The organism is uncultured Deefgea sp. (assembly GCF_947072475.1).
Lineage (GTDB): Bacteria > Pseudomonadota > Gammaproteobacteria > Burkholderiales > Chitinibacteraceae > Deefgea.
In genome coordinates this window covers 46,338-65,160 of the sequence record NZ_CAMTIA010000008.1, presented here as the reverse complement: position 1 = coordinate 65,160, position 18,823 = coordinate 46,338, and the positions used below count along the sequence as shown (strand labels likewise).

Below are 18,823 nucleotides of genomic sequence, written 5' to 3'. Positions count from 1 at the left end.
TTACAAGGCTGCAACAGCAGCAACGATTTTCTCTGCTGCGTCGTTCAAGCCTTGGGCTGAAACCAGTTTCAAGCCAGATTCATCCAAGATTTTAGCGCCCAGTTCAGCGTTATTACCTTCCAAACGAACCACCACCGGCACGGTCACGTTGACTTCTTTTACCGCAGCGATAATCGCTTCAGCAATCATGTCGCAACGCACGATACCACCAAAAATATTGATCAAAACGCCCTTCACCGAAGTGTCGGCCAAGATCAATTTAAAGGCTTCGATCACGCGCTCTTTGGTTGCGCCGCCACCCACATCCAAGAAGTTAGCCGGTTGGCCACCCTTGAGTTTGATGATGTCCATCGTCGCCATTGCTAAACCAGCGCCGTTGACCATACAACCGATGTTGCCTTCGAGTGCCACGTAGTTCAGCTCGAACTCAGACGCTTTCACTTCGCGCTCGTTTTCTTGTGACTTGTCACGCTGAGCTAGCAATTCTGGATGACGATACAAAGCATTTGAATCGAGGCCAATTTTGGCGTCCACGCAGCACAATTCGCCGTTTTCACGCAATGCCAATGGGTTGATTTCGAACAAAGCAAAATCATTAGCGATAAAGGCTTCTGCCGCGCCCAACATCATTTTAGTGAAGTGAGTCACTTGCTTGCCTTCAAGGCCAAGTGCAAATGCACATTCACGTGCTTGATACGGCTGCATGCCAACCAGCGGATCAACCGTTACTTTAATGATTTTTTCTGGCGTTTCTTCTGCCACTTTCTCGATTTCAACACCACCTTCAGTTGAAACCATAAATACAATGCGTTGCGAACCACGATCTACCACAGCGCCGAGGTAAAGTTCGCGCGTTACTGGGTACATGTCTTCGCACACCAATACACTGTGAACTGGCTGGCCTTCGGCATCCGTTTGATACGTAATCAAATTAGTGCCGATCAAACGGGTGGCTTCAGTCGCAGCTTCTTCGCGGCTTTTTACCACGACAACGCCGCCGGCTTTACCACGGCCACCGGCGTGAACTTGGGCTTTAACCACCGCAAATTTGCCGCCGAGCGCATCGTACGCTGCCGCCGCTTCTTCGCCTGTTGTCGCCAAAATGCCGCGTTGTACTGGCAAACCGTACTTAGCCAATAATTCCTTGGCTTGGTATTCGTGCAGATTCATCTCTATTAATCCTTTTTGAGGAGCGTGTTATTGTGAGGGTCAACACAACCCTCCAGAGGTACCACCGACGGGCGTCATCACCCGTCAACAAATTACGAATGCAAACCGCGCTTATCCACACCCAGCGCCGCTTCGTGCAAAGCTTCAGACAACGAAGGATGCGCGTGAACGATACGGGCGATGTCTTCACTTGATGCGTTAAATTCCATCGCCACCACGGCTTCAGTAATCAACTCAGAAGCAAATGGGCCAATGATATGCACGCCCAAAATACGATCTGTTTTGGCGCAAGCGAGCATTTTGACAAAACCAGCCGTTTCACCCAAACCGAGTGCACGACCATTCGGGCCAAATGGGAACTGGCCTTTCTTGTATTCAATGCCTTCGGCTTTGAGGGTTTGTTCGGTTTTACCCACCCAAGCCATTTCTGGACTGGTGTAAATCACCCAAGGCACATTGTTAAAATCAATGTGTGGATGCTGGCCAGCAATACGCTCAGCCACCGCAACGCCTTCTTCTGATGCTTTATGCGCCAACATTGGACCACGAACCACGTCACCCACTGCCCAAACATTCGGCAAGCTAGTACGGCAATCGCCATCGACAATCACATAACCGCGCTCATCGAGTGGCAAACCAACATCATCACTGGCTAGATTCCAAGTGTTTGGCAAGCGACCAATGGATACGATTAATTTATCGAATTCTTCACTGTGCGCTGCACCCTCAGCGTCAACATAATTGATCGTAACTGAGTGATCACCTTTATTGATTTCACCGATTTTGACGCTGGTATTGATTTTCAGCCCCAAATCTTTAGTGAAAATCTTATGCGCTTCTTTGGCAATCGCTTCGTCAGCCGCCAGTAAAAAGCCCGGCGCGCCTTCTAAAATCGTGACGTCAGAACCCAAACGCTTCCACACCGAGCCCATTTCTAGGCCTATAACCCCTGCACCAATCACGCCCAAACGTTTTGGTACCACTGGAATCGATAAAGCGCCGTCATTATCCAAGATCAAAACGTTATCGACCGGCGCTTGCGGCAGTTGCCGTGGCGTAGAACCCGTCGCAATGATGATGTGCGTCGCTTCAACCACTTCGGTTTGACCAGCGTCATTCACTTCAAGCTGCCATTTGTCGCCAACGCGGCCCAAAATTTTGCCATGGCCATGCAAGCTATCGACTTTATTTTTTTTGAATAAATAACCGATGCCTTGTGTCAGCTTGCTGACAATGCCGTCTTTACGCGCCAGCATGGTGCCAACGTCAAACTTCATGCCTTCCACAGTAATGCCGTGCGCAGCAAATTTATGCTCGATGCGCTCTACATTTTCTGAAGACTCCAGCAATGCTTTCGATGGGATGCAACCGACGTTTAAGCAGGTGCCGCCCAGTGACGCTTTGCCTGCTTTGTTTTTAAATTCATCGACGCAAGCGGTCTTAAAGCCCAGCTGCGCCGCACGAATCGCCGCAATATATCCGCCAGGACCGGCACCGATTACCACAACGTCAAAAGATTTCGACATTTTGAATTCCATCCATAACCCGCATGGGTATATTAATGCAAACATTAAGGTATACCGCAAGTAGCGGCATACCCTTAGAAATTACAAATCAAGCAATAAACGCGCTGGATCTTCAATCGCGTCTTTAATCGCCACCAAAGCCAAAACCGCTTCACGGCCATCAATAATGCGGTGATCGTAAGACTGCGCCAGATACATCATCGGCAAAGCAACGATTTGGCCATCGACCACCATGGCGCGCTCTTTAGTGGCATGCATGCCCAAGATCGCCGATTGTGGTGGGTTAATGATTGGCGTTGACATCATCGAACCAAAAGTACCGCCATTGGAAATGGTGTACGTGCCGCCAGTGAGCTCTTCAACACCAAGTTTGCCTTCTTGCGCACGCTTACCAAAGTCAGCGATGGTTTTTTCGATATCGGCCAAAGACAATTGATCGGCATTGCGAATAATCGGCACCACCAAACCGCGTGGGCTACCAACGGCCACACCAATATCAAAGTAACCGTGATACACGATGTCACTACCATCCACCGACGCATTCACAATCGGGTATTTTTTCAGCGCAGCAACCACCGCTTTCACAAAGAAACCCATGAAACCGAGCTTCACGCCGTGCTCTTTTTCGAATTTATCTTTGTATTTGTTGCGTAAATCCATCAACGGCTTCATGTTGACTTCGTTAAACGTCGTCAGAATGGCGTTAGTTTGTTGCGATTGCAGTAAACGCTCAGCAACGCGAGCACGTAAACGGCTCATCGGCACACGCTGTTCGGTGCGGCCATCGGTTGCCGTCGCCACCACGGGCGCGGCCACTGCTGGCGCAGTCGGTTTGCTCAAATGATTTTGCACGTCTTCTTTCAAAATGCGGCCATCACGACCAGTACCGGCCACATCCGCCAGATTCACTCCCGCATCGGCAGCGAGTTTTTTGGCGGCGGGCATGCCGATGACCGAAGCATCCGCCACTGCGGCCACTGGCGCTGCAGCAGCAGGCGCAGCTTGAGCAACGGCGGTGGTGTCGATCCGTGCGATCAGTTGCAAACTGCCCACTGTTGCGCCATCCACTTCAAGCAACTCAACCAAGACGCCAGACTGTTGCGCTGGAATTTCCAGCACGACTTTATCTGTTTCAAGGTCGATGAGGTTTTCATCACGAGTAACTGCTTCGCCGACTTTTTTCTTCCAAGAAACTAAAGTCGCTTCTGATACTGATTCAGGCAATTGTGGCACTAAGACATCGATAATCATTTTTCATCTCCAGAGTTTTGGCCAGTTCAGCCGCGCCACGCTGAGCGTGGCGTTGGATTTACAGTTTCATTGCATCATCAACAAGGGTTTTGAGCTGCGCATTGTGCTTACTCATATAACCCACTGCAGGCGACGCTGACGATGGACGACCCGCGTATTGCAATACTTGTTTTGGCTCTAACACGTCTTCAAGGCGATGGCGCAGTTGATGCCATGCCCCTTGATTGCGCGGCTCTTCTTGCGCCCACATGATTTCTTTGGCGTTCGGATACTTGCTGAGTTCGGCTTTGAGCTCATCGGCGGGGAATGGATACAGTTGCTCAATCCGCACAATGGCAATGTCTTTAATCTCGCGTTCACTGCGACCCGCTAGCAGGTCGAAATACACCTGACCCGAGCAGCACACCACGCGTTTGACTTTTTTACCATCGAGCTCTTGCGCTTCACCGATCACGGCGCGAAATTCACCGCTGGTAAAGTGCTCAATTGGGCTGGCGGCGTTTTTGGCCTTCAAGAGTTTTTTACTCATGATGACAATCAACGGCTTACGATAAGGGCGCAACATTTGGCGACGCAGCACGTGATACATTTGTGCCGCTTCAGACAACATCACCACTTGGATATTGTGCTCAGCACACAGCTGCAAATAACGCTCAACCCGCGCCGAAGAATGCTCTGGACCTTGACCATCGTAACCATGCGGCAAAATCATCGTCAGGCCACACAAACGACCCCACTTGGTTTCACCCGAAGTAATAAATTGGTCAATCACCACTTGAGCGCCGTTGGCAAAGTCACCAAATTGCGCTTCCCAGATGACCAATTCGTTCGGCTCTGAGCAGGCATAGCCATATTCAAACGCCAAAACGGCTTCTTCGTTCAAAATCGAATCAATCACCCGGAATGGTGCTTGGTTTTCCGATAGATTTTGCAATGGCACGTGTACGCCGTGATCCCATTTTTCACGATTTTGATCGTGCAAAACGGCATGCCGGTGATTAAACGTACCACGACCGGAATCTTCACCGGACAAACGCACGCCATGACCTTCAGTCAATAAGGTGGCGTAAGCCAAATGCTCAGCCATACCAAAGTCAACCGGCGAGTCACCGGCGACCATCGCTTTACGTTCGTTAATGATTTTTTCGACGTTGGCGCGCAGCTTAAAGCCTTCTGGCACCGCAGTGAATTTTTCGGTCAAGCGAATCAAATCGGCTTGCGGCACCGCCGTTACCACGGGCTGACGCCAGTGCGTACCGAGGTATTTTGACCAATCAATAGCATGCGAGCGTTTGTAATCAGTGAGCGTGGTTTTTTCAACGTGCTCACCACGATCCAATGCATCGCGATACGCTTGGATCATGCCATCGGCTTCTGCTGCGGTGACCACGCCTTCAGCGATCAAACGATCAGCGTATTTACGGCGTGCACCTGGATGCTTAGCCACTTGGCGATACATCATTGGCTGCGTTACAAATGGATCATCCGCTTCGTTGTGACCGTGTTTACGGTAGCAAACCAGATCAATCACCACGTCTTTATGGAATTTCTGTCGGTATTTCAGTGCCGCATCCGTTACCAAACAAACGGCTTCTGGATCGTCCCCGTTCACGTGGAAAATCGGCGCTTCTACCATCTTAGCGATGTCAGTACTGTAAATCGTCGAGCGATTGTCGCGGATGTCCGAGGTGGTGAAACCCACTTGGTTATTGATCACCAAATGCACCGTACCGCCCGTGCCGTAACCACGGGTTTGCGATAGATTAAATGTACCTTGGTTGGTACCTAGACCGATAAAGGCCGAGTCGCCATGAATCAATAACGGCAGCACTTGATCGCCCACCGTATCGTGGCGGCGATGTTGCCGCGCACGCACTGAGCCTTCTACCACTGGGTTGACGATTTCTAAATGCGATGGATTAAACGCCAAGGTCAAATGCAATGGCCCGCCCGCAGTGGGAATATCTGAGCTAAAGCCCATATGGTATTTCACATCACCCGATGCCAACGACGTATCGTAACGGCCTTCAAATTCGCCAAACAAATCGCGGGGTTGTTTGCCCAAGATATTGACCAGCATATTCAAGCGGCCACGATGCGCCATGCCGATAACGATTTCTTGCACGCCCGACGCCCCAGCCGCTTGGGCTAGAAAGTCCACCGCCGGAATCATTGAATCGCCGCCTTCGAGCGAGAAGCGTTTTTGACCGACATATTTTTTATGCAAATACTGCTCTAGCGTTTCGGCGGCAGTCACTTGCTTGAGAATGCGTTTTTTTTGCGCAACATTAAAGCTCGGTTGCGAGCGACTTGACTCAAAGAACTCTTGCACCCAGTTGCGCTCTTCTGCATCGGTAATGTGCATGTATTCCAAGCCAATATTGCCGCAATACGTTTGCTTCAAAAACCCCAGCACTTCAGTGGGGGTTGCGCGCTCTAATCCGGCGATATTGGTACCCAACTTCACCGCCATATCACTATCAGATAGGTTGTAAGTTTTAGGGTCCAATTGGGGCATCGCCACTTTATCCATTCTTTCCAATGGATCTAAGCTCGCGCCACGGCTACCCATGATGCGGTAGGCGGAAATTAAACGCAGTACATTCACTTGACGTTCAATCGCGCCTTCATCGGCCACGCCTGCGGCACGGATTGGCTGCTTGGCTAATTGCCGAAACGACTCTTCAATCGGTGCACGAGCAATATCACGCGTGGTGTTGCCGCTACTGAGTTGCAGCTTGTCAAAATACGTCCGCCATTCAGTGTCTACCGAAGTGGGGTCAAATAAATACTGTTCGTAAAGATCTTCTACGAAAGGTGCGTTGCCGCCAAAAAGCTGAGAATTTGTTTCGAGTTCTTTCATCATTGCCGTGTATCCAGTTTTATCCGCCTAAGCTTTGCAAGTTGATGCACTTAGGCCGGTCAATGCTGCTACGCCCTCATGGGGTACATAAGGGCGCAGGAACGGGGTCTTAGCCGCGTTGATCAATAGGTACAAAATCACGTTTTTGCGCGCCAGTGTATTGCTGACGTGGACGACCGATTTTCATACCAGGATCAGAAATCATTTCATTCCAGTGGCTAATCCAACCTACAGTGCGCGCCAAGGCGAAAATCACTGTAAACATGGGCACTGGAATACCCAAGGCCGATTGAACGATACCTGAGTAGAAATCAACGTTTGGATAAAGTTTACGCTCGATGAAGTACGAATCTTCCAGCGCGATTTTTTCCAATTCCATCGCCAATTTGAATTTTGGATCGTCTTGCAAGCCCATTTCGGCCAAGACTTCGTGGCAGATACGGCGCATCACATTGGCACGTGGATCGGTGTTTTTGTAAACACGGTGACCAAAGCCCATTAGTTTATGCGTTTTAGCTTTCACGCCTTCCATAAAGGCCGGCACGTTGTCCACTGAACCGATTTCGTCCAACATCACCAATACCGCTTCGTTAGCACCACCATGCGATGGGCCCCACAAGCAAGCAATACCCGCTGCGATACAGGCAAACGGATTGGCACCTGAAGAACCGGCCAAACGCACGGTTGAAGTCGATGCATTTTGTTCGTGATCGGCGTGCAAAGTGAAGATCACATCCAGCGCGCGCACCAATACTGGGTTGGGCACATACGGCTCGCACGGCGTAGAGAACATCATGTGCATGAAGTTGGCGGTGTAGCTCAAATCGTTGCGTGGGTAAACGAAAGGCAAACCTTGGTTGTAGCGGTGGCACATCGCCGCCACGGTCGGGATTTTAGAGATCAAACGGAACATCGCCACTTTGCGGTGCTCTTCGTTATTGATGTCCAAGCTGTCTTGATAGAACGCTGACAATGCGCCAACAACACCGACCATCATCGCCATCGGATGCGCGTCACGGCGAAAGCCGTTAAAAAAGCGCGTCAATTGGTCGTGAATCATGGTGTGACTCATGACGGTTTTTTCAAAAACAGTTTTTTCAGCCGCAGTTGGCAACTCACCGTTGATCAACAAGTAGCAGACTTCGAGGTAATCAGAATCTTCCGCCAACTGCTCGATAGGATAGCCACGATAGTACAACTGCCCTAAATCACCATCGATGAAAGTGATTTTGGATTCGCAACTAGACGTTGCTAAAAAACCTGGGTCGAAGGTAAACATCCCCGTTTGCGAAAATTTACGGATATCTACAACATCAGGACCCAGCGTGCTCGGCAACACTGGGAAATCGAGTGTGCTTTGTCCGTCGTTATACGTTAGCGTGACTTTCTTATCCATCTATAGACTCCTGTTAAACAGCCTAAGCTGTACGTTACTGTTGTGCGGCGCTGATGCGCGCTATCATCACGGCCAGCTGTGTATCAGGACACACCGACTTGCCATTGACGTACTCTAAAAAGTCCCAATCGGGCAGCATTAAAACTTGTTCGTACACAGCCAATTCAGACTCAGATAACGTGGGTAAAACATCGGAAACGAAGCGCTCTAATTGCAAATCTAATTCCAGCAATCCACGGCGAGAGCGCCACACAATTCGTTTGAACTCAACTTCATCCATCCAGACCCCCCTATGGGTATAACCATGCAGGCTTTATCAAAAAAAGTCTAGAAGGATATACCCACTCACTATCAAGCAATACGCTTCACCATCAAATCTTTAATCTTACCAATGGCCTTGGTTGGGTTGAGCTCTTTCGGGCAAACATCAACGCAATTCATAATGCTGTGGCAACGGAACAAACGATAAGGATCTTCTAGATTATCCAAACGTGCGCTGGTGGCTTCGTCACGGGTGTCAGCAATAAAGCGATACGCTGCGAGCAAACCCGCCGGGCCGACAAATTTATCCGGATTCCACCAGAACGACGGGCATGCGGTTGAACAGCAAGCGCACAAAATACACTCGTACAAGCCATCGAGTTCTTTACGGTCTTCTTGGCTTTGCAAGCGTTCACGATCTGGCGCTGGGCTGTCGTTAATCACATACGGCTTGATCGAGTGATATTGCTTAAAAAACTGCGTCATATCGACGATCAAATCACGGATTACTGGCAAGCCCGGCAATGGACGCACTTCGATTGGCTGTTTGAGCGTATCGATATCGGTAATACAGGCCAGACCATTTTTGCCATTGATATTCATTGCATCCGAGCCACACACGCCTTCGCGGCATGAACGGCGGAATGACAACGATTCATCAACCACTTTGAGTTTCACCAAGGCATCGAGCAATTTGCGTTCAGTGGTGGTGTCGACATCAACGCTGATGTCTTGCATATACGGCTTAGCGTCTTTATCTGGATCGTAACGATAAACGCGAAATTTTACGGATTGTGTAGTCATTTTTTACCCTCACCCCTTGCCCTCTCCCAAAAAGAGAGGGGGAATGTAGACGCCCAAAGGCGTAAATTAATTAATACGAACGCGTCTTCAACGCAACTGAATCCACCGTCAGCGGCGTTAAATTGACGGGTTTGTATTCAAGACGATTGTCTGAGCTAAACCACAGGCTGTGTTTGAGCCAGTTTTTATCGTCACGACCATTCGGTTGCTCGGGGCTATCAATGGCATCGTCACGCACGTGCGCGCCGCGTGATTCCGTGCGCGCATTGGCCGAAATCATCGTCGCTTTAGCTACTTCGATCAGATTTTCTAATTCCAACGCTTCAAGACGCGCGGTATTAAAGGTTTTCGATTTGTCGGTAATGACGGTGTTTTGAACCATTTTTTCGACTTCGAGAATCTTCGCCACGCCTTCAGCCAACATGTCTTTAAAGCGGAACACCCCGGCATGCGCTTGCATGGTGCGTTGCATCGCCAAGCGCGCTTCGTTCACATTGCTACCCGTGGTTTGATTGTCCAAACGGGCAACACGCGCCACAGAGCGCTCAACGTCTTTCAGCGCAACCTCAGGAAATGATTCGTGCGAATTTTTGATAAATTCGATCATTGAATTGCCCGACGATTTACCAAACACCAATAAATCGAGTAATGAGTTAGTCCCCAAGCGATTAGCACCATGCACCGAGGCACAAGCACATTCACCAGCGGCGTAGAAACCTTTGACAGTTTCGTCGCCCATCACCACTTCACCTTTGTAATTGGTCGGAATACCGCCCATTTGGTAGTGGCAAGTGGGTACAACGGGAATGGGCGCTTTGATCGGGTCAACACCGGCAAATTTGATCGAGATTTCGCGGATACCCGGCAATTTCGACATGATGACTTCTGGATCTAAATGCGTAATATCCAGCAAAACGTGATCTTTATTTGGGCCACAACCACGGCCTTCGTTAATCTCGGTCACCATCGCACGCGAAACCACGTCACGCGACGCTAAATCTTTGGCGTTCGGCGCGTAACGCTCCATAAAGCGCTCGCCGTTCGAGTTGCGTAAAATGCCGCCCTCACCGCGCACACCCTCAGTAATCAATACCCCTGCACCGGCCACTCCAGTGGGGTGAAACTGCCAAAATTCCATATCTTCTAACGGCACACCCGCACGCGCGGCCATTCCCAAGCCATCGCCGGTATTAATAAAGGCGTTGGTAGAAGAAGAATAAATCCGTCCGGCGCCGCCAGTGGCGAACAAAGTGGCTTTGGCTTGGAAAATCACGATTTCAGAGGTTTCCATCTCCATCGCGACCACGCCTTGCACCACGCCGTTTTCATCACGAATCATGTCCAGCGCCATCCACTCAACAAAAAACTGGGTATTAGCGCGAACATTGCGTTGATATAAAGCGTGCAACATGGCATGACCGGTACGGTCAGCGGCAGCACAGGCGCGGCGAACTGGTTTTTCGCCAAAGTTGCTCATGTGACCACCAAATGGCCGCTGATATATCGTACCGTCGGCGTTGCGATCGAACGGCATACCAAAATGCTCAAGCTCAATCACTACTTTTGGCGCTTCACGGCACATAAATTCAATCGCGTCTTGATCCCCTAGCCAGTCCGAACCTTTAACGGTGTCGTACATATGCCAAGTCCAATGATCTGGCTCAGAATTACCCAATGAAGCCGAAACCCCCCCTTGCGCCGCCACGGTGTGCGAGCGCGTTGGGAATACTTTAGACAGAACAGCGGTTTTAACCCCTGCCTCAGACAATTGCAGTGCCGCGCGTAAACCCGCACCACCCGCGCCGACGATTAGCGCGTCAAACTTGCGAACAGGAATTGCACGCTTGGTAGATTCTTGGCTCATAAAACACCCCATACAACTTTAACCATGTAAATCAAGCTCGCCAGCAACCAAAGCAGTGTCAGCACATGCATTGTGAGCTTTACGCCAATATGCTGGATGTAATCCATCCAGATGTCGCGAACACCGACCCAAGCATGCCATAGCAATGCAATGATCGTAATCGTGGTGACAATTTTTACCCAGGTACAGGCGAATAAAGCTTGCCACGCTTCAAACGAAGCCCCATTGGCAAACAAAATAAACGCCACCACACCCACGGTGTACGCCAACATAATGACCGCAGTGACCCGCTGCACCAGCCAATCACGCAAACCATAATGCGCGCCAACAACATGCCGATTTACCATGTGATCGCTCCAATAATGACGGTCAATGACAAGCTCACTGCTAGCACTACATACGAAGTAAAGCGTGCCGTTTTTAAATCCAAGCCTTTATGAATATCCAAAAACAAGAAGCGTAAGCCCGCACAGGCGTGATGCAAATAGGCCCACAACACCGCCAATAAAAACAACTTCACCAGCGGATTTCCGATGCAGTCTTTAAATGCAGCAAAACGCTCAGCGGAAGACAAAGAGCCTTCAAGCGCATACAACATCAATGGGATGGCTGCGAACATCAACAAACCGCTAATGCGGTGCAAGATGGACACAATCCCCGGCAGTGGCAAACGAATCTGCCAAAGCGCGAGGTGTTTTGGGCGTGTTTTTTGCATACGCTCTTTCCTCTCTAAGTTACACATCAAGCTCTAAGAGCTCAGGTTGCCTGATTTAGTCCTTAAAGGAGCTGTTATCAGTATTAAAAAATCTATGCAAACGGCGCAGGTTCAAACGCCAGTGCCTCGGTTTTGAGCCAAGCGACACTCCAAACCTGTGGTTTGCCTTCAAAATCTCTGGCCAAACGCACCAACTGCAGTAGCGGCTCATTCAAATCCACCATCAGTAAGCGCGCTTCGCTCTGCCCTGCTGCGACCGCTCGATAGCGCACCTCGCCATCACGCAACCGCACCCCAAAATCGCGCCAGCATAATTCACGTAAATTGCCTTTTAACTCACGAATCCGGCGAATATCGAGATTAGGAAAGCCGGCCTCAGGCAACAACATTTCTTCCAAGCCAATAACAACACCCGAAACCCTAAGTAGGCGGCGCACCTGCCATAACGCTGCGCCCCTTCGCAAACCCAATATATCGGCCAACTGCTCGCCAGCATGAATCCGCACACAGCCAAGTAGTTCAATTTTTGGCGCTACACCATCGGCACCTGCTAGCGGTAAAAAATGCCCTCGCGCCAGAAAGTCATTCATTCCTGCCACGAAAGTACCTACACCCTGACGCCGATACAAAACCCCCTCGACCACCAAGCAATCGAGCGCCTTACGGACTGTGCCCTGGCTTACGCCGAAACGCACACCCAGTTCAACTTCACTCGGCAAACTTTCGTCATCCTGCCATTCACCTGCCTCAACCGCAGTCATAACTTCACGTATCACTTGCTTGTATAGAGGTTGTGCCGCTAGTTTTTTCATTCCAACTTTATCTTTTTATCATGTTGTCGAAGCTGAGTCTACTACAGTCTTATATAAGACAAAAGATATAACACTGGTTTTTTGTTTTTCTTAAACTGACTACGCACCCAATCGTCATCGTGATAAGATTACTTGCTACGTATCAAAGATATCGCTTTGCAGTCATAATCAAGGCGGCTAAATTCTTATTTGCTTGATGGCGATCAACCGCCACTTACTTGGAGTATGCTCGATGAAACAACCTATTCGCGTTGCTGTTACTGGCGCTGCAGGTCAAATTGGTTACAGCCTTTTGTTCCGTATTGCCTCTGGTGCCATGCTTGGTGCAGACCAGCCTGTAATCTTACAATTACTAGACATTACACCTTCGCTACCAGCACTTAATGGCGTCGTCATGGAATTAGATGATTGTGCTTTTCCTTTACTACAAGGAATCGTACAAAGTGACGACCCAAAAGTGGCTTTTAAAGACGCTGATATTGCCTTACTCGTCGGCGCTCGCCCACGCGGCCCAGGCATGGAACGCAAAGACTTACTCGAAGCCAACGGCGCAATCTTTACAGCTCAAGGCCGTGCACTGAACGAAGTTGCAAGCCGTGACGTCAAGGTTTTAGTCGTCGGCAACCCAGCCAATACCAATGCCTATATCGCGATGAAAAACGCGCCAGACCTTAATCCGGCCAATTTCACCGCCATGATGCGTTTAGACCACAATCGCGCCATGACCCAAGTAGCGCAAAAAACCGGCACGACGATTGGCGACGTGAAAAAAATGATCATCTGGGGCAATCACTCTGCCACGCAGTACCCAGATATTTTCCACGCACAAGTAAAAGGCGAAAACGCAGCAGCTCTGATCAACGATCAAAAATGGCTAGAAAGCGAATTCATTCCGACCGTACAACAACGTGGCGCAGCCATCATCAAGGCACGCGGCCTATCTTCTGCCGCATCAGCTGCTAACGCAGCCATTGATCACATTCGCAATTGGGTTTTAGGCACACCTGAGGGTGACTGGGTAACGATGGGCGTACCTGCCAATGGCGAATACGGCTATAGCGATTTAATCTACGGCTACCCTGTTACTTGCAAAGACGGTAAATACGAAATCATTACCGGCCTTGAAATCAGTGAATTTAGCCGCACCCGCATGGACGCCAGCGCTAAAGAACTCTCAGAAGAGCGCGACGCAGTCAAACACCTACTCGCTTAAATGCATCCATTAAAATCGAGTTAAAAAAAAGCCCACTGCAATGCAGCGGGCTTTTTTACATCCTCATTCAACTCAAATCAATCACGCGCAAATTTTGCGGCCAATTGATTGAGTTTTTCTAATTTTTGCGCTTCAGCCACTTTAGCTGCCTCAGCCGCTTCTTTTTCTTTGCGTTGAGTCGCCGCTTTTTTGAAGTATTCGTGCAAGCTATTTGCCGCAAATACGCGCTGATCTTCCGTTACCTCATCAGCCTGGCTGCCATCCAAATTAAAACGCACCTTGGCCACCTGCATCGCCTTAAGGTAGCGCAGCGAGCGTGTATGCATCGCCAATGCTTGGCGCAACACGCGATGACTCAACTCTGGCCGAGCGGCAAATAGTTGTTTGTCGACGCCAATGGCCAGCGGCAAGCAATCCCGAAATACAGGGCTATTTTTTTGTAATTCTCTCAACAATGCCGGAGCACTAATCGGTGAAGCAGGCTGCGAATCAGCGGTAGTCATCAAACTTCCTTAAAACGATAGAAACACTCTTAGTGGCAGATTTTATCAGACCCAGACCCGATCTTGCTGATATAAGTATAAAAATCACACTACTTAACAAAAAAACAGACGAAATACTTCGCCGCAGTAACGAAAAAAGGGTTGTAGCTCATAAAAGCTACAACCCTTAGATTTCTTTGGTGCCGACGGCAGGAATCGAACTCGCGACCCCCTGATTACAAGTCAGGTGCTCTACCAACTGAGCTACATCGGCAACAGGCGTGCATAATAGCCAGTGATCGCCACTTGCGCAAGCTCTTTTTGCAAATACTTTGAAAGTATTTTCCCCGCGCCAAAAAACAGACCCAAAACACCGCACAAATGCCGCATCAATACTGAAAATGCCCTACATCCTGGCGTAAACGCACAGTCAATGCTTCCAGTAGATTAGCCGACTGGCTCATCCCCGCCACGGCAGCGGAGTTTTCATCGGTCATTTGCGCCACTCGCTCAACTTGCATGGCAATTTGTTGCATCCCTGCGCGTTGCTCATTGAGCGCTTCAGAGATTTGCGATACCGATTCATCCTCATGAATCACGCTAGCGTTAATGCCCGCAATCGATTCACCTGCGCCACTGGCAATTTCGGCGCAATCGTGAGCGCGCGTCGCGGTTAAGCTAATGCTGGCCACCGCGTCTTTACTGGTTTGATCAATCCGGCCCACCATTTGCTGAATATCCACCGTGGCCGAGGCGGTGCGCTCAGCCAATTTTCTGACCTCATCGGCCACCACGGCAAATCCCCGCCCTTGTTCACCGGCTCTGGCCGCCTCAATAGCGGCATTGAGCGCCAATAAATTGGTTTGCTCGGCCACGTCTTTAATCACCCCCACAATCATGCTGATTTTTTCCGAGTCATTACCCAGCATCGCCACCCTTTCGGCTGCGGCCGATACTTCTCGATCAATCCCTTGAATTTCAAGCACGGTTTTTTGTATTTTTTGAGTTCCATCCACGGCGCGTTGGCACGTTTGCTGCCCTATCGATTTAGCTTGTGCCGCGTTATCAGCCACATGCGCAATCCCCACTGTCACTTGCTCTACCGCCGCAGCCATTTGACTGGTCGACTCGGCACCGACCATCGTCGCTTGCGAGACCTGCTCACTACAAGCAGCGAGGCTATTGGCCTCACTACTCACGGTATTAATCGCGCTTGCGATATTACTCACCAAGGTCTGTAATTTTTGTGCCAACTCGTTATACGCCAAAGCAATGCTATCGACTTCATCATTCCCATCCACAGCCGCACGAATCGTTAAATCTTGCCGCTCTTGCGCTAACAACATACTGTTTTTAAGTGCGTTGATTTTTCGACTCATCCCAACAATCACCCAAGCAGAAAAACCAAGCCCAAATACCAGCGCCAAACCCATTAAAGTCCAAGCCCAAACTTTGGCCTGAATATATTCTTGCTGTGCATCTTCAAAATTTAATTTAATCGACGCCATTTGCAGATCGACCAACTGCGCAATTTGCGCAGAAATCGGATCAACCGCGTGATAAAGCTGCTCACGCACTAAAGCGTCCAAGGCAGCAGCATTGCCATCGACTAAAACTCGCTCAAGGTCGGTCACGACCTGATCTGCTGCGAGTTTTTTTTGCTTTACCGCTTCAATCACCGATTTTTCGTTGGCCGCTGGCTCATCCGCCAAAAACGCATCCCAATTGGTATTTATTTCAGTCCTCGCCTGACGGACCAACTCCAATGCTTTTGCATAAGGGACTTGCTGATGATTGGCCTTGTGCGCGGTATCGACAATGTTGACTGCATACATATCGGCAACGATGCGCAAATGACTGATGGGCTCAACACGGTCTTTATAAGTCAACTCAAAGTCATCAAATGTATGCGTCAAACCGCGCAACGACGTCGCCCCCATAAAGGCAATCATCAACAGCAAAACGGCGCTCAAGAGCATTAATTTGGCACGAATAGTCATTGCAAACCTCCACAATTTAAACCGGAGCAATCACAGCACAAAATACTTGAGCCACACGTAGATTACTATCGCTTAAATTATAGACAGCAAATACTGAATACAAAGCTTATTAATACAAACCACAGACTGACATGAAGCCTATAAACCCAATAGCGCCGCTTTCTGCCAATCCATCGCCAAATCCAATGCGTCGGCCAGCCTATCGATTTCAGTATTCAGTTGTGCATCAGCATCGGGCAACAAATCAACCGATCCGCGCCAACCGGCCCAAGCTAACAAAGCCGTTAACGCCGGTAATTGATCAAACAAGCCATGCAAATACGTGCCGATGATTTGCCCATCGCTAGACATCAGCCCTTCAGTTCGACCATCATCCAATTGCAGCAAAGCCTCCCAGCCGTCGCCATGCAAAGTACTTTGCCCGACATGGATTTCATAACCGGCCACCGCGCCCGTTAATCCCTTGGCCACCAACTGCCCCGTGACTAAGCGTAACTGCTTCTCAGGCTCTAAATGAGTATTCATGGGTATATAGCCCAAACCATTGCTTGATGCTTGCTGCGATTCAATACCCACCTCATCAACAATGAGTTCGCCCAGCATTTGATAGCCACCACACACCCCGATCAATTTACCGCCGTAGCGCAAATGCGTCGCAATCTGTTGATCCCAGCCTTGCTGGCGCAACCAAGCCAAATCGCCTTGCGTATTTTTACTGCCGGGCAAAATCAATAAATCACACGCTGGCAAAGGCTGATTGGGGTTGGCAAATTGGCAGTTAATCCCAGCAATTCGGCGCAGCGGATCAAAATCGGTGTGATTAGATATATGTGGCAAAGTGGCAATGACAATTTTAAAGTCGCCATCAACACCACTCGCCGTGCGCGGCACCGCGTCTTCTGCCGCTATGTCTAAACCATGCAAATACGGCACCACGGCCAACACTGGCTTGCCGGTTTTGGCCTCTAACCAATCGCAACCGTGCATCAGCATCGGGCAACAAATCAACCGATCCGCGCCAACCGGCCCAAGCTAACAAAGCCGTTAACGCCGGTAATTGATCAAACAAGCCATGCAAATACGTGCCGATGATTTGCCCATCGCTAGACATCAGCCCTTCAGTTCGACCATCATCCAATTGCAGCAAAGCCTCCCAGCCGTCGCCATGCAAAGTACTTTGCCCGACATGGATTTCATAACCGGCCACCGCGCCCGTTAATCCCTTGGCCACCAACTGCCCCGTGACTAAGCGTAACTGCTTCTCAGGCTCTAAATGAGTATTCATGGGTATATAGCCCAAACCATTGCTTGATGCTTGCTGCGATTCAATACCCACCTCATCAACAATGAGTTCGCCCAGCATTTGATAGCCACCACACACCCCGATCAATTTACCGCCGTAGCGCAAATGCGTCGCAATCTGTTGATCCCAGCCTTGCTGGCGCAACCAAGCCAAATCGCCTTGCGTATTTTTACTGCCGGGCAAAATCAATAAATCACACGCTGGCAAAGGCTGATTGGGGTTGGCAAATTGGCAGTTAATCCCAGCAATTCGGCGCAGCGGATCAAAATCGGTGTGATTAGATATATGTGGCAAAGTGGCAATGACAATTTTAAAGTCGCCATCAACACCACTCGCCGTGCGCGGCACCGCGTCTTCTGCCGCTATGTCTAAACCATGCAAATACGGCACCACGGCCAACACTGGCTTGCCGGTTTTGGCCTCTAACCAATCGCAACCGGGCTGCAATAGTGCAATATCGCCGCGAAAGCGATTAATAATAAAACCTTGAATTCGCGCCTGCTCTGATTCTGACAGACACGCCAAAGTCCCCACAAAATGAGCAAACACGCCGCCGCGATCAATATCGGCCACCAGCCACACCGGGCAATCGGCTTCTTCGGCAAAGCCCATATTGGCAATGTCGCCAGCGCGTAAATTCACTTCGGCCGGACTACCTGCGCCCTCGACCAACACCCAATCGTATTGCGCTGCTAAGCGCTGCCAAGATTCAAACACCGCCGCGCGCGCGGTGGTTTTATACGCGTGATAATCCACCGCATCGAGGTTACCAATCGATTTGCCTTGAATAATCACCTGTGCGCGGCAATCGCTCGAGGGCTTGAGTAGCACCGGATTCATATCGGTATGCGGCGCTAGACCACAAGCAAACGCCTGCACCGCCTGCGCACGGCCGATTTCACCGCCATCGGGCGTGACCGCTGAATTGAGCGCCATATTTTGCGGTTTAAATGGGGCCACCGAGATGCCTCGGCGCAGCAATAAACGGCACAGCGCGGCGGTGAGCGTTGATTTACCGGCGTCGGAGGTACAACCTTGAATCATTAAAGTCGGCATAAAATTCATCCACAAAAAACAAAAACCGTACTGCATCCGGCGTTTTGGGCCCGCTGGCTGGCGTCAATCTAGCCCAAACCAAACAAGGAAAGCCCAACGCGACAAGC

At 49.9% G+C, this 18,823-nt stretch carries 16 protein-coding genes and 1 tRNA gene; 1 reads left to right on the top strand and 16 read right to left on the bottom strand.

Annotated elements, in window-relative coordinates:
• From sucC to Q0V82_RS04725, 11 genes are all read right to left on the bottom strand, one after another.
• Window positions 1-1,170, bottom strand: coding sequence for an ADP-forming succinate--CoA ligase subunit beta (gene sucC, locus Q0V82_RS04775; protein WP_297573115.1), 1,170 nt, complete (start codon window positions 1,168-1,170; stop codon window positions 1-3).
• A 92-nt stretch (window positions 1,171-1,262) separates the two neighbouring features.
• Window positions 1,263-2,696, bottom strand: a complete 1,434-nt coding sequence (gene lpdA / locus Q0V82_RS04770; protein WP_297573114.1) for a dihydrolipoyl dehydrogenase — start codon at window positions 2,694-2,696, stop codon at window positions 1,263-1,265.
• An 81-nt stretch (window positions 2,697-2,777) separates the two neighbouring features.
• The gene (odhB, locus tag Q0V82_RS04765) at window positions 2,778-3,947 is read right to left on the bottom strand and encodes a 2-oxoglutarate dehydrogenase complex dihydrolipoyllysine-residue succinyltransferase (RefSeq protein WP_297573113.1); all 1,170 of its coding nucleotides are present in this window, start codon (window positions 3,945-3,947) and stop codon (window positions 2,778-2,780) included.
• Window positions 3,948-4,005: 58 nt separating this feature from the next.
• Window positions 4,006-6,813, bottom strand: coding sequence for a 2-oxoglutarate dehydrogenase E1 component (locus Q0V82_RS04760; RefSeq protein WP_297573111.1), 2,808 nt, complete (start codon window positions 6,811-6,813; stop codon window positions 4,006-4,008).
• 106 nt (window positions 6,814-6,919) lie between these two features.
• Window positions 6,920-8,206, bottom strand: coding sequence for a citrate synthase (gene gltA / locus Q0V82_RS04755; RefSeq protein ID WP_297573109.1), 1,287 nt, complete (start codon window positions 8,204-8,206; stop codon window positions 6,920-6,922).
• Window positions 8,207-8,240: 34 nt separating this feature from the next.
• Window positions 8,241-8,486: a succinate dehydrogenase assembly factor 2 gene (locus Q0V82_RS04750; RefSeq protein WP_297573107.1), complete on the bottom strand. Its 246-nt coding sequence runs from the start codon at window positions 8,484-8,486 to the stop codon at window positions 8,241-8,243.
• 71 nt (window positions 8,487-8,557) lie between these two features.
• Window positions 8,558-9,271, bottom strand: a complete 714-nt coding sequence (locus Q0V82_RS04745) for a succinate dehydrogenase iron-sulfur subunit (protein ID WP_297573106.1) — start codon at window positions 9,269-9,271, stop codon at window positions 8,558-8,560.
• 70 nt (window positions 9,272-9,341) lie between these two features.
• Entirely contained in the window at window positions 9,342-11,135 is a 1,794-nt protein-coding gene (gene sdhA, locus Q0V82_RS04740) for a succinate dehydrogenase flavoprotein subunit (RefSeq protein WP_297573105.1), read from the bottom strand.
• The gene (sdhD, locus tag Q0V82_RS04735) at window positions 11,132-11,482 is read right to left on the bottom strand and encodes a succinate dehydrogenase, hydrophobic membrane anchor protein (protein ID WP_288843601.1); all 351 of its coding nucleotides are present in this window, start codon (window positions 11,480-11,482) and stop codon (window positions 11,132-11,134) included. Before sdhD ends, sdhA begins: the two co-directional genes overlap by 4 nt.
• Window positions 11,476-11,850, bottom strand: coding sequence for a succinate dehydrogenase, cytochrome b556 subunit (gene sdhC / locus Q0V82_RS04730; RefSeq protein ID WP_297573102.1), 375 nt, complete (start codon window positions 11,848-11,850; stop codon window positions 11,476-11,478). Before sdhC ends, sdhD begins: the two co-directional genes overlap by 7 nt.
• A gap of 92 nt (window positions 11,851-11,942) precedes the next feature.
• Window positions 11,943-12,662 carry a GntR family transcriptional regulator gene (locus tag Q0V82_RS04725; RefSeq protein ID WP_297573101.1) on the bottom strand — a complete coding sequence of 240 codons (720 nt, stop codon included), beginning with the start codon at window positions 12,660-12,662 and terminating at the stop codon, window positions 11,943-11,945.
• A gap of 232 nt (window positions 12,663-12,894) precedes the next feature.
• On the opposite strand from Q0V82_RS04725, the gene Q0V82_RS04720 reads away from it, so the two are divergent.
• The gene (locus tag Q0V82_RS04720; RefSeq protein ID WP_297573100.1) at window positions 12,895-13,875 is read left to right on the top strand and encodes a malate dehydrogenase; all 981 of its coding nucleotides are present in this window, start codon (window positions 12,895-12,897) and stop codon (window positions 13,873-13,875) included.
• A gap of 77 nt (window positions 13,876-13,952) precedes the next feature.
• Here the strand turns inward: Q0V82_RS04720 and Q0V82_RS04715 are convergent, their stop codons facing one another.
• The 5 genes from Q0V82_RS04715 to Q0V82_RS04695 form a co-directional block, all read right to left on the bottom strand.
• Window positions 13,953-14,378, bottom strand: a complete 426-nt coding sequence (locus Q0V82_RS04715; RefSeq protein ID WP_226762903.1) for a ProQ/FINO family protein — start codon at window positions 14,376-14,378, stop codon at window positions 13,953-13,955.
• A 177-nt stretch (window positions 14,379-14,555) separates the two neighbouring features.
• A tRNA-Thr gene (locus Q0V82_RS04710) sits at window positions 14,556-14,631 on the bottom strand.
• Window positions 14,632-14,746: 115 nt separating this feature from the next.
• Entirely contained in the window at window positions 14,747-16,357 is a 1,611-nt protein-coding gene (locus tag Q0V82_RS04705) for a methyl-accepting chemotaxis protein (protein ID WP_297573099.1), read from the bottom strand.
• A gap of 138 nt (window positions 16,358-16,495) precedes the next feature.
• A complete protein-coding gene (locus Q0V82_RS04700) occupies window positions 16,496-17,248 on the bottom strand; it encodes a hypothetical protein (protein WP_297573137.1) in 753 nt (250 codons plus the stop codon).
• Complete coding sequence (locus Q0V82_RS04695) at window positions 17,223-18,716, bottom strand: cobyric acid synthase (protein WP_297573098.1); 1,494 nt, start codon at window positions 18,714-18,716, stop codon at window positions 17,223-17,225. The genes Q0V82_RS04700 and Q0V82_RS04695 overlap by 26 nt, the downstream gene beginning before the upstream one ends.
• Window positions 18,717-18,823: the final 107 nt, after the last annotated feature.

Excerpts from the sequence above, each read along its gene's own strand:
- sdhA (WP_297573105.1), bottom strand. The coding sequence starts at position 11,135 with ATGAGCCAAGAATCTACCAAGCGTGCAATTCCTGTTCGCAAGTTTGAC.
- Q0V82_RS04750 (WP_297573107.1), bottom strand. The coding sequence starts at position 8,486 with ATGGATGAAGTTGAGTTCAAACGAATTGTGTGGCGCTCTCGCCGTGGA.
- sdhD (WP_288843601.1), bottom strand. The coding sequence starts at position 11,482 with ATGGTAAATCGGCATGTTGTTGGCGCGCATTATGGTTTGCGTGATTGG.
- Q0V82_RS04725 (WP_297573101.1), bottom strand. The coding sequence starts at position 12,662 with ATGAAAAAACTAGCGGCACAACCTCTATACAAGCAAGTGATACGTGAA.
- Q0V82_RS04720 (WP_297573100.1), top strand. The coding sequence starts at position 12,895 with ATGAAACAACCTATTCGCGTTGCTGTTACTGGCGCTGCAGGTCAAATT.
- odhB (WP_297573113.1), bottom strand. The coding sequence starts at position 3,947 with ATGATTATCGATGTCTTAGTGCCACAATTGCCTGAATCAGTATCAGAA.
- Q0V82_RS04715 (WP_226762903.1), bottom strand. The coding sequence starts at position 14,378 with ATGACTACCGCTGATTCGCAGCCTGCTTCACCGATTAGTGCTCCGGCA.
- gltA (WP_297573109.1), bottom strand. The coding sequence starts at position 8,206 with ATGGATAAGAAAGTCACGCTAACGTATAACGACGGACAAAGCACACTC.
- sdhC (WP_297573102.1), bottom strand. The coding sequence starts at position 11,850 with ATGCAAAAAACACGCCCAAAACACCTCGCGCTTTGGCAGATTCGTTTG.
- lpdA (WP_297573114.1), bottom strand. The coding sequence starts at position 2,696 with ATGTCGAAATCTTTTGACGTTGTGGTAATCGGTGCCGGTCCTGGCGGA.
- Q0V82_RS04760 (WP_297573111.1), bottom strand. The coding sequence starts at position 6,813 with ATGATGAAAGAACTCGAAACAAATTCTCAGCTTTTTGGCGGCAACGCA.
- Q0V82_RS04705 (WP_297573099.1), bottom strand. The coding sequence starts at position 16,357 with ATGACTATTCGTGCCAAATTAATGCTCTTGAGCGCCGTTTTGCTGTTG.
- sucC (WP_297573115.1), bottom strand. The coding sequence starts at position 1,170 with ATGAATCTGCACGAATACCAAGCCAAGGAATTATTGGCTAAGTACGGT.
- Q0V82_RS04695 (WP_297573098.1), bottom strand. The coding sequence starts at position 18,716 with ATGCCGACTTTAATGATTCAAGGTTGTACCTCCGACGCCGGTAAATCA.
- Q0V82_RS04745 (WP_297573106.1), bottom strand. The coding sequence starts at position 9,271 with ATGACTACACAATCCGTAAAATTTCGCGTTTATCGTTACGATCCAGAT.